The 10,125-nt window shown below is 68.4% G+C and carries 9 protein-coding genes; 5 read left to right on the plus strand and 4 right to left on the minus strand.

Annotated features, from left to right (window positions below; genetic code table 11):
• Positions 1-6: 6 nt before the first annotated feature.
• Positions 7-1,794, minus strand: a complete 1,788-nt coding sequence (locus tag AWB94_RS06610; RefSeq protein WP_062658922.1) for an ABC-F family ATP-binding cassette domain-containing protein — start codon at positions 1,792-1,794, stop codon at positions 7-9.
• A 129-nt stretch (positions 1,795-1,923) separates the two neighbouring features.
• Between AWB94_RS06610 and AWB94_RS06615 the strand changes: the two genes are divergently transcribed.
• From AWB94_RS06615 to AWB94_RS06625, 3 genes are all read left to right on the plus strand, one after another.
• Entirely contained in the window at positions 1,924-4,893 is a 2,970-nt protein-coding gene (locus tag AWB94_RS06615; protein WP_062658921.1) for an acyl-CoA synthetase, read from the plus strand.
• Between the two features lie 62 nt (positions 4,894-4,955).
• Positions 4,956-5,393 (plus strand): hypothetical protein, encoded by a 438-nt coding sequence (locus AWB94_RS06620; RefSeq protein WP_062658920.1) that lies wholly within the window; start codon positions 4,956-4,958, stop codon positions 5,391-5,393.
• A gap of 9 nt (positions 5,394-5,402) precedes the next feature.
• Positions 5,403-5,618, plus strand: coding sequence for a Trm112 family protein (locus AWB94_RS06625; RefSeq protein ID WP_062658919.1), 216 nt, complete (start codon positions 5,403-5,405; stop codon positions 5,616-5,618).
• Here AWB94_RS06625 and AWB94_RS06630 read toward each other — a convergent pair.
• Genes AWB94_RS06630 through AWB94_RS06640 form a run of 3 tightly spaced genes read right to left on the minus strand, consistent with a single transcriptional unit; the run spans position 5,590 to position 7,740 of the window.
• Positions 5,590-6,207: a TetR/AcrR family transcriptional regulator gene (locus AWB94_RS06630; RefSeq protein ID WP_062658918.1), complete on the minus strand. Its 618-nt coding sequence runs from the start codon at positions 6,205-6,207 to the stop codon at positions 5,590-5,592. The genes AWB94_RS06625 and AWB94_RS06630 overlap by 29 nt on opposite strands.
• A 7-nt stretch (positions 6,208-6,214) precedes the next feature.
• Positions 6,215-7,042 carry an ABC transporter permease gene (locus AWB94_RS06635; protein ID WP_084395415.1) on the minus strand — a complete coding sequence of 276 codons (828 nt, stop codon included), beginning with the start codon at positions 7,040-7,042 and terminating at the stop codon, positions 6,215-6,217.
• Positions 6,985-7,740, minus strand: a complete 756-nt coding sequence (locus tag AWB94_RS06640; RefSeq protein ID WP_062658916.1) for an ABC transporter ATP-binding protein — start codon at positions 7,738-7,740, stop codon at positions 6,985-6,987. Before AWB94_RS06640 ends, AWB94_RS06635 begins: the two co-directional genes overlap by 58 nt.
• Positions 7,741-7,853: 113 nt before the next feature.
• Between AWB94_RS06640 and AWB94_RS06645 the strand changes: the two genes are divergently transcribed.
• Both AWB94_RS06645 and tyrS read left to right on the plus strand, forming a co-directional pair.
• Positions 7,854-8,492: a DNA-3-methyladenine glycosylase gene (locus AWB94_RS06645; protein ID WP_062658915.1), complete on the plus strand. Its 639-nt coding sequence runs from the start codon at positions 7,854-7,856 to the stop codon at positions 8,490-8,492.
• Complete coding sequence (tyrS, locus tag AWB94_RS06650) at positions 8,492-9,811, plus strand: tyrosine--tRNA ligase (RefSeq protein WP_062658914.1); 1,320 nt, start codon at positions 8,492-8,494, stop codon at positions 9,809-9,811. Before AWB94_RS06645 ends, tyrS begins: the two co-directional genes overlap by 1 nt.
• The last annotated feature ends 314 nt before the right edge of the window (positions 9,812-10,125 follow it).

Here is a 10,125-nt window from a genome sequence, read left to right on the forward strand (position 1 = left end):
GCGAGGTCAGCCCAACTGTTCGGTGAGCTCCAGCCACTTCTCCTCGAGCTGTTCGACTTCGGCCTCCAGTTCGCGCAGCTCACCGGTAAGCCGTTGCAGCCCTTCGTAATCGCCCTGGTCGTGCTCCGCCAGGCGGTGGTGGGCGGTGTCGATCAGGCCGGTCAGCTTCTCCAACCGGCGCTCGATCGAGGTGATCTCCTTCTGCGCGGCCCGCAGATCGGCACCGGAGAGCCCTGCCTGGGCCACGGGTTTGGCCGGCGCGGGGCCGGTCTGGGCGGCATGCGAGGCGCGCAACCGGAGGTACTCGTCCACGCCGCCGGGCAGGTGCCGCAACCGGCCGCCGAGGATGCCGTACTGCTGATCGGTGACCCGCTCCAGGAAGTACCGGTCGTGGCTCACCACGATCAGCGTTCCCGGCCAGGAATCCAGCAGGTCTTCCATCGCCGCCAGCATGTCGGTGTCCAGGTCGTTGGTCGGCTCGTCCAGGATCAGCACGTTGGGCTGCTCGAGCAGGATGAGCAGTAGCTGCAGCCGACGCTGCTGACCACCGGAGAGGTCCTTGACCGGGGTGGACAGTTGCGCGCTGGCGAATCCGAGCCGCTCCAGCAGCTGGCTGGGGGTCAGCTCCTGGGCCCGGGAACCCGCCCCGAACGTGTAGGTGGTGGCCAGCCGGGCCAGCACCACCCGCACCGGTTCGTCCAGATGCTCGGCCAACTTGTCCACACCCTGGGTCAGCGCCGCCACCTTCACCGTCTTCCCGCGTTTCACCCGGCCCGCGGTCGGCTCCACCGTGCCGTCGATCAGGCCCAGCAGCGTGGACTTGCCCGCACCGTTGACGCCCAGGATGCCGGTGCGTTCGCCGGGGGCGATGCGCCATTCGACCTCGTGCAGCACCTCCCGGCCGTCGTAGCTGACCGATGCGTCGAGCAGGTCGACGACCTGCTTGCCCAATCGGGTGACCGCCAGCGATTGCAGCGCCACCTTGTCGCGGATCTCCGGCACGTCGGCGATCAGGGCGTTGGCCGCGTCGATGCGGAACTTCGGCTTGGATGTCCGCGCGGGAGCGCCGCGGCGCAGCCAGGCCAATTCCTTGCGGGCCAGGTTCTGCCGGCGCGCCTCCACCGCGGCGGCCTGCCGGTCCCGCTCCACGCGCTGCAGGATGTACGCCGCGTAGCCGCCCTCGAACGGTTCGACGATGCGGTCGTGCACCTCCCACGTGGCCGTGCAGATCTCGTCGAGGAACCAGCGGTCGTGGGTCACCACCAGCAGTCCGCCGGCGTTGGCGCTCCACCGTCGCTTCAGGTGATCGGCCAGCCAGGTGATGGCCTCCACGTCGAGATGGTTGGTGGGCTCGTCGAGCGCCAGCACGTCGTGATCGCCGGCCAGCAGACGGGCCAGCGCGACGCGCCGGCGCTGCCCACCCGACAAGGTGCCCAGCGCCGCGCCCCAGTCCAGGTCGCCGAGCAGTCCGGCGATGACGTCGCGCCCGCGCGGGTCGCCCGCCCATACGTGCTCGGGGACATCACCGACCACGGCGTGCCCGACGGTGTCGGTCGGGTCCAGCGTGTCGGCCTGGTCGAGGACGCCGACACGCACCCCACCCCGCACGGTGACCCGTCCGCCGTCGGGGCGCACCCGTCCGGCCAGCATGCCGAGCAGGCTGGATTTGCCGTCGCCGTTGCGACCGACGATGCCGATGCGGTCACCTTCGTTCACGCCGAGGGAGACGGAGTCGAAGACGACCTTGGTGGGGTATTCCAGGTGGAGGGCCTCGGCCCCGAGAAGATGCGCCATGTCCCCATAAGGCTAGGCGGGCGCCGGGCCGGACATTCACCCACCATATTCGCGATGGCCGCCCGGTGCCGCTATGCCATGATGGCGGGGCGTCGGGGGAATGGACTACAGGCTTTAGGGGAGCGGACGTTGGTCGATTTCTCACTGATCACCGGACCGGTCGGCCGTCTTCTGGCCACCGCGCAGAACGGGATCGAGGTGCTCCGCTACGGCGGGCTGGAGACCGGCGCGGTGCCCTCACCGTTCCAGATCATCGAGAGCGTCCCGATGTACAAGCTGCGCCGGTACTTTCCGCCGGACAGCCGGCCCGGCGCGGCGACGCCCGGGCCGCCGGTGCTCATGGTGCACCCGATGATGATGTCCGCCGATATGTGGGACGTGACCCGGGCCGACGGCGCGGCGGGCATCCTGCACACCGCCGGCCTCGACCCGTGGGTCATCGACTTCGGGTCACCCGATCAGATCGAGGGCGGGATGCAGCGCAATCTCGCCGATCACGTGGTGGCGCTCAGCGAGGCCATCGACACCGTCAAGAAGGTGACCGAACGCGACGTGCACCTGGCCGGCTACTCGCAGGGCGGCATGTTCTGCTATCAGACGGCGGCCTACCGGCGGGCGCAGGACCTGGCCAGCATCATCACCTTCGGTTCCCCGGTGGACACCCTGGCCGCGCTGCCGATGGGTATCCCGCCCAATATGGGTGCGGTGGCGGCCAACTTCATGGCCGACCACGTGTTCTCCCGTATCGACATCCCTGGGTGGTTGGCGCGCACCGGGTTTCAGATGCTCGACCCCCTCAAGACCGCGCAGGCCCGGCTGGACTTCCTGCGTCAGCTGCATGATCGGGAGGCGTTGCTGCCGCGCGAACAGCAGCGTCGTTTCCTGGATTCGGAGGGCTGGATCGCGTGGTCCGGGCCGGCGATCTCCGAGCTGCTCAAGCAGTTCATCGCCCACAACCGGATGATGTCCGGCGGGTTCTCCATCCGCGGCGACCTGGTGACCCTCGCCGATATCGACTGTCCGATCCTGGCGGTGGTCGGCGAGGTCGACGATATCGGCCAGCCGGCCGCGGTGCGCGGTATCAGGGGCGCGGCGCCCAAGGCCGACGTATACGAATATCTGATCAGGGCAGGGCATTTCGGCCTGGTCGTCGGGTCGAAGGCCGCCACTCAGACCTGGCCGACGGTGGCCGCATGGGTCAAGTGGCGCAACGGTGAGGGGCCGTTGCCCGAGGATGTCGTCCCGATGGCGCACCGCCCGCCGACCGCGGCCGCCGAAAGCGGTGTCCCGCTGGCCTCCCGGGTGGCCGCGGGCACCGCGGCGGCCACCGAGGTGGCGTTCGGCCTGGCCCGCACGGCCGCGGATGCCGTTCTGGCAGCGCAGAAGTCGGCACGGACGCTGGCGGTGGAAACCGCACGCACGCTGCCCAGGCTGGCGCGCCTCGGTCAGGTCAACGATCACACCCGGATCTCGCTGGGCCGCATCATGTCCGAGCAGGCCGAGCACAATCCGCATGGCGAGTTCCTGCTGTTCGACGGGCGGGTGCACACCTACGAGGCGGTGGACCGCCGGGTCAACAACGTGGTGCGCGGTCTCATCGAGGTGGGGATCCGCCAGGGTGTGCGGGTCGGTGTGCTGATGGAGACCCGTCCCAGTGCGCTGGTGGCCATCGCCGCGCTGTCCCGGCTCGGTGCGGTGGCGGTGCTGATCCCGCCGGACGCCAACCTGGCCGACGTGGTCCGCATCGGCGGGATCGCCCACGTGCTCGCCGATCCCGGCAACCTCGAGGTGGCTCGCGGCCTGGGGATCCGGGTGTTGGTGCTCGGCGGCGGCGAAACGCGTGACCTGCATCTGCCCGGTGACGCCGACGATGTGGTGGACATGGAGCAGATCGATCCCGACAAGGTCATCCTGCCCGGCTGGTACAGGCCGAATCCGGGATTCGCCCGCGATCTGGCCTACGTCGCGTTCGCCGGTGCGGGCGGCCAGTTGGTGGCCCGCCAGATCACCAACTTCCGCTGGGCGCTCTCGGCGTTCGGCACGGCCTCGGCGGCCAACCTGGGCAACCGTGACACGGTCTACTGCCTGACCCCGCTGCACCATCAGTCGGGTCTGCTGGTCAGTCTCGGCGGCGCCGTGGTCGGCGGGGCCCGCATCGCCCTGTCCCGGGGGCTGTCACCGGACCGTTTCCTGCACGAGATCCGGCAGTACGGGGTGACGGTGGTGTCCTACACCTGGGCGATGCTCGGTGAGGTGATCGACGATCCGGCGTTCCGGCTGTCCGGGAACCACCCGGTGCGGCTGTTCATCGGGTCCGGAATGCCGACCGGGCTGTGGCGCCGGGTGGTCGAGGTGTTCGATCCGGCGCACGTGGTGGAGTTCTTCGCCACCACCGACGGGCAGGCGGTGCTGGCCAACGTGTCCGGGGCCAAGTTCGGTAGCAAGGGCCGACCGTTGCCCGGCGGTGGTCGGGTGCAGCTGGCCGCCTACGACGCCGCCGACGACTCGATCCTGGAGGACGAGCACGGTTTCGTGCGGCTGGCGCAGACCAACGAGGTCGGCGTGCTGCTCGCGCAGCCGCGCGGCCCGGTGGACCCGACGGCGTCGGTCAAGCGCGGCGTTTTCGCCCCCGCCGACACCTGGGTGTCCACCGAGTCGCTGTTTCGCCGCGACGAGGACGGTGACTACTGGCTCGTCGACAACCGCAGCGCCGTCATCCGCACCGCACGCGGTCCAGTCTTCACCGCCGCGGTAAACGACGCCGTCAGTCAGGTGGAATCGGTCGACCTGGCCGTCACCTACAGCCTGGACCTACCGTACCGCTGCCTGGCGGTGACGGCGGTGACGCTGCGCCCGGGCGGCAGCGTGCCCAGTGCCGAACTCAACGACGCGCTGGCGGCGCTGCCCGTGGGCGCCGGACCGGACATCGTGTACGTGACGCCGGGTATGACGCTCAGCGCGTCCTACCGTCCGATGGTCGGTCCGCTGCGTGCGGCGGGCCTCCCCAAGGCCTCGCGTAACGCCTGGTATTTGGACGCCGATACGAGTCAGTACAAGCGCCTGACGGCGGCGGTTCGGGCTGAGCTCGGGGATCTTTGACGGTGCCCGGCACCCACCACGCTGTTAGGCTCCCCGTGACGACGCAACGCAATGGAGGATCTATGGCACCGGAGTCACAGCGGGCGACCGGCTGGCGACGCGCGATCGCAGGCGTCGCGGTGGCGACCGGCTTGATGGCCGCCTTCGGATCCGGGATCGCCAGCGCCGACGTGCTCGACGACATCGCCGCCGAGTACGACACCGGCGCCGGTGGCGGTCAGATCTCCAACCTGATCCACGATGCGCTCAAGTTGCGGGCGCTCGGCTTCATGCCGTCGAAGGGCAACTACTCCGAACTGAAGGACGGCCTGGACAGGCGGCCGAATCAGGTTCCGCTGATCAATGCGCTCAAGGCGACAGTGGACTTCCAGCGCAAGACGCAGGCGCGCACCGTCCAGCCGTCCAACCCGACCACGATCGGGATCAACACCTACAACCCCGCCAACGACAGTGTGCTGGGTGGCTTCACCATCAGCGGCCCGCCGCTGGGTGGCGGATAACCTGCGGTCGTGGTCGATTCCAAACTGCTGAGCATCCTGGTCTGCCCGCAAGATCGCGGACCGCTGGTGTACGTCGCCGGCGAGTGCCTGTACAACCCGCGGTTGCGGCGGGCGTATCCGATCGTCGACGACATCCCGGTGCTGCTGATCGACGAAGCCGTCGCGGTGACCGACGACGCCGAGCATGACCGCCTGGTCAGCTCAGGCCAGGCAGCTCCCCGGTGAGATAACGCTGCAGGTTCGGCGCGATCGTCTTGGCGATCGCCTCGGGCGGCAGCGAGGCGAACGGCTCGAGCTCCAGGATGTAGCGCGCCACCACCACACCGACCAGCTGGGACACCACGAATTGCACCCGGATCGGCCCGGAGCCCGGTGGGTCGTCCACCCGGGAGCCGACCTCGACGGCGATCACCTCCTGGAGGAACGTGCGCACCAGGCTGACGTCCGCGCCGCCGAGGATCGAGCGCAGCGTCGCGATGAGACCCTTGCCCATCTCCGAATCCCACAGCGGCAGCAGCAGCGATGGCAGCATCAGGCCGATCTCGTCCACCGGCGTCTCGCGCAGCGGTCCGATCACCTGCATCGGGTCGATCGGGATCTGGATGGCGGCGGCGAACAGTTGCTGCTTGGTGCCGTAGTAGTGATGCACCAGGGCGCCGTCCACGCCGGCGGCCGTCGCGATCGCGCGGATCGAAGTCTTGTCGAAACCGTTGCGGGAGAACAGTTCCCGAGCGCTTTCCAAGATCCGATCGCGGGTGTCGGACGCCCCGGGCGGGCGCCCGGGGCGTTTGGGTTCGGTGTTGTGGGTGGTCACGGTCTCCTCATGGGGTACGGCGCCGAAGGGTCGCCGCTGCCAGCGCCAGGGCCAGGATCGCGAATCCGATGACCACCGCGATATCACGGACCGCGATCGCCGTGGGTTCGCTGTACGCGCCGACCTGTTGCAGTGCCTCCAGAGCGTAGCTGGCCGGCAGCGCATTGCTGATCCACTGCAGCCATTCGGGCAGCACCTCGCGTGGCACGATGATGCCGCACAGCAGCAGCTGCGGGACGATCACCACGGGCATGAATTGCACGGCCTGGAACTCGGTGCGGGCGAACGCGCTGCACAACAGGCCCAGGCCCACGCCCAGCACCGCGTTGACGATGGCGATGAGGAACACCAGGGCCGGGCTGCCCGCGGTGTCGAAACCCAGCAACCAGAACGCCACCAGGCAGGCCAGCGTGGCCTGGACGGCCGCCGCGATGGAGAAGGCCGTGCCATAGGCGGCGAGCAGGTCGAACCGGCGCAGCGGCGTGGTCAAGATCCGTTCGAGCGTGCCGGACACCCGTTCGCGCTGCATGGTGATCGAGGTGATCAGGAACATCACGATCAGCGGGAAGACGCCGAGCATGATCAGGCAGGCGTTGTTGAACGGCGACGGCGTGCCCGGCCGGTGCGGCACGTTATCGAACATGAAGTACATCAGCGTGATGATCAGCGTGGGCACCACCACGATCATCGCCACGCTGCGGTGGTCACCGGCCAGCTGGCGCAGGATCCGGCCGGTGGTGGCCAGGTATGCCCGCGGGCTCAGCCTGCTCGGCCTTTTCAGGCTGCGGTGCTGTGCCGGATGACGGACAGGAACGCTTCCTCCAGTGACGAACATCCTGTGTCCTCTCGCAATCGGGTGGGGGTGGTGTGGGCGAGCAACCGGCCTTCGCGCATGAGCAGGAGGTCGCCGCAATGGTCGGCCTCGTCCATGACATGGCTGGAGACCAGCAGGGTGGTTCCGGCTCTGGCCAGCCGATGGAACTGCTCCCAGAGATCGACGCGCAGCACCGGGTCCAGTCCGACGGTCGGCTCGTCGAGCACCAGCAGGTCCGGATGCGAGACCAACGCGCAGGCCAGTGACACCCGGGTCCGCTGACCGCCGGAAAGGTTGTCGCACAACGCGGTTCGATGATCGCTCAGGCCCACCGCGGCAATGGCGTCCTCGGCGGCCTGCGCGTCGGTGCCGTACAGGGCGGCGAAGTAGCGGGCGTTGTCGATCACCCGCAGGTCACGGTAGATGGTGGCGTCCTGGGTCACGTAGCCGACGCGGTGGCGTAATTCGGGGGACCCCGCGGGATGTCCCAGCACCGTCACCGATCCCGAGGCGACGATCTGGGTGCCGACGATGGTCCGCATCAGGGTGGTCTTCCCGCAGCCCGAGGGTCCCAGCAGCCCGGTGATGGTGCCCCGCGAGATCTGCACGGACAGATCGCGCACGGCCCGGCGCTTACCGCGGGTCACCTGGAGATTCTCGATGCGGACCGCCGGTTCGGCGTCCCGTCGAGATAATTCATCGGTCGATGAAGTCATCATGCGATGAATAATGCGCCCGTGATGAGGAGGTGTCAAGGGGCCGGGCACAATGCGGTGTTGTGGGGCGAGCGGAGCGGCGGGATGTGGGTGACGGGCGAGCGGAGCGACGGGATGTGGGTGACGGGCGAGCGGAGCGACGGGATTTAGCTGATGCGCTGGCGGTGGACCCGGTGACCGCGGCGCGGTTGTTGTTGGGTGCCGAGCTGGGCAGTCGTGGCGTGGTCGCCAGGATCGTCGAGGTCGAGGCCTACGGCGGGCCGGTGGACGAGCCCTGGCCGGATCCGGCGGCGCATTCCTACCGCGGTCCGCGGCCGCGCAACCTCGTGATGTTCGGGCCCGCCGGCCGGATGTACACCTACCGCAGCCACGGGATCCATGTGTGCGCGAATGTCGTCTGCGGGCCCGAGGGTGTCGCGGCCGCCGTGCTCTTGCGGGCGGCGGTGGTGACCGACGGTGAGGACGTGGCCCGTACCCGCCGGGGTGTGGCCGTACCGACCCCTGCACTGGCGCGCGGGCCCGGGAACTTGTGTTCGGCATTGGGAATCCTCATGGAGGACAACGGTATTGACCTCGGTGACGAAGCCAGTCCGGTGCGACTGCGGCTGAATCCGGTCACCGGGGCCGTGCCCGGCCCGCGGGTGGGTGTGAGCACCGCCGCGGACCGGCCGTGGCGGTTCTGGCTGGCGGGCCATCCGGAGGTGTCGGCCTACCGGCGCAGTCCGCGGGCGCCGGTGCCGGGAAGCAGCGACTGATGCAGGAAGATGGCACCGTGAGCACGGGCATCCTCGAAGAGCTGGAATGGCGCGGCCTGATCGCGCAGTCGACCGACCGGGACGCGCTGGCGTCCGACCTGGCCACCGGCCCCATGACGGTCTATTCCGGATTCGACCCCACCGCGCCCAGCCTGCACGCCGGCCATCTCATCCCACTGCTCACGCTGCGTCGATTCCAGCAGGCCGGACATCGGCCGATCGTGCTGGCCGGGGGAGCGACCGGGATGATCGGCGACCCGCGCGACACCGGGGAGCGGACCCTGAACACCGCCGATACCGTGGCCGACTGGGCCGACCGGATACGCGGCCAGTTGGAGCGGTTCGTCGAGTTCGATACGTCGCCGACCGGTGCCATCGTGGAGAACAACCTGTCCTGGACCGGGCCACTGTCGGCCATCGAGTTCCTGCGGGATATCGGCAAGTACTTCTCGGTCAACGTGATGCTCGACCGCGACACGGTCCGGCGCCGGCTCGAAGGCGACGGCATCTCGTACACCGAATTCAGCTACATGCTGCTGCAGGCCAACGACTTCGTGGAGTTGCATCGCCGGCATGGCTGCGCGCTGCAGATCGGCGGGTCCGACCAGTGGGGCAACATCGTCGCCGGTGCCCGCCTGGTGCGGCAGAAGTCCGGGGCGACCGTGCATGCGCTGACGACCCCGCTGGTCACCGACTCCGAGGGCAAGAAGTTCGGCAAGTCCACCGGTGGCGGCAACCTGTGGCTGGACCCGGAACTCACGTCGCCGTATGCCTGGTACCAGTACTTCGTCAACACCGGCGACGCGGACGTCATCGGCTATCTGCGCTGGTTCACCTTCCTGGACGCCGAGGAACTGGGCGCGTTGCAGACGGCGACCGAGGAACGCCCACATGAACGGGCCGCGCAACGCCGGCTGGCCCGGGAGCTCACGACGCTGGTGCACGGACAGGCCGCCACCGATGCGGTGGAGCTGGCCAGTCAGGCGCTGTTCGGGCGTGCGGAACTGGCCGACCTCGACGAACCGACTCTTGCGGCGGCACTCAGCGAGGCCGGCAACGGGGAGGTCGCCGAGCTGACACCGGGCGGACCCGATGCGATCACCGACCTGCTGGTCACGACGGGACTGTCGAAGAGTCGCGGTGAGGCCAAGCGGGCCGTCGCCGAGGGCGGCGTGTACGTCAACAACGCGCGGGTGGAAAGCGCCGAGTGGATACCACAATCGACGGATTTCCTACGTGACCGTTGGCTGGTGTTGCGGCGTGGCAAGCGCCACATCGCCGGGGTGCGCCGAGTGACTGCCTCTGACCAGCAAAAATAGGGCGCTGACCTGGGGATTTGACTCGCTGTTAGCCCTGACGTAACTTATTCCAGGTCAGAGCGACACGGCCTCGGCCGGAGAGCGAAGACCAAATCCGAGAGTGACACCCCTTAACGGGGGAGTACCTCACTGCCCGCACTACGGACCGCGGCTTTTAGCCGCGGACTTGTTGCGCGGTCGGAATCGGGCGTGTTGTTTGAGAACTCAATAGTGTGTTTGGTGGTTTTTGTTTGTTGTTTTTTGGCCATCTTGGTGGGGGACTCCCCGTCTTCCTGCTACGTGGGATGGTTGTTTTTTTGATGCCAGTTTTTGGC

It is taken from the genome of Mycolicibacterium canariasense (genome assembly GCF_002101555.1).
Taxonomy (GTDB): Bacteria; Actinomycetota; Actinomycetes; order Mycobacteriales; family Mycobacteriaceae; genus Mycobacterium; species Mycobacterium canariasense.

Excerpts from the sequence above, each read along its gene's own strand:
- AWB94_RS06635 (WP_084395415.1), bottom strand. The coding sequence starts at position 7,042 with ATGTTCGTCACTGGAGGAAGCGTTCCTGTCCGTCATCCGGCACAGCAC.
- tyrS (WP_062658914.1), top strand. The coding sequence starts at position 8,492 with ATGCAGGAAGATGGCACCGTGAGCACGGGCATCCTCGAAGAGCTGGAA.
- AWB94_RS06610 (WP_062658922.1), bottom strand. The coding sequence starts at position 1,794 with ATGGCGCATCTTCTCGGGGCCGAGGCCCTCCACCTGGAATACCCCACC.
- AWB94_RS06620 (WP_062658920.1), top strand. The coding sequence starts at position 4,956 with ATGGCACCGGAGTCACAGCGGGCGACCGGCTGGCGACGCGCGATCGCA.
- AWB94_RS06640 (WP_062658916.1), bottom strand. The coding sequence starts at position 7,740 with ATGATGACTTCATCGACCGATGAATTATCTCGACGGGACGCCGAACCG.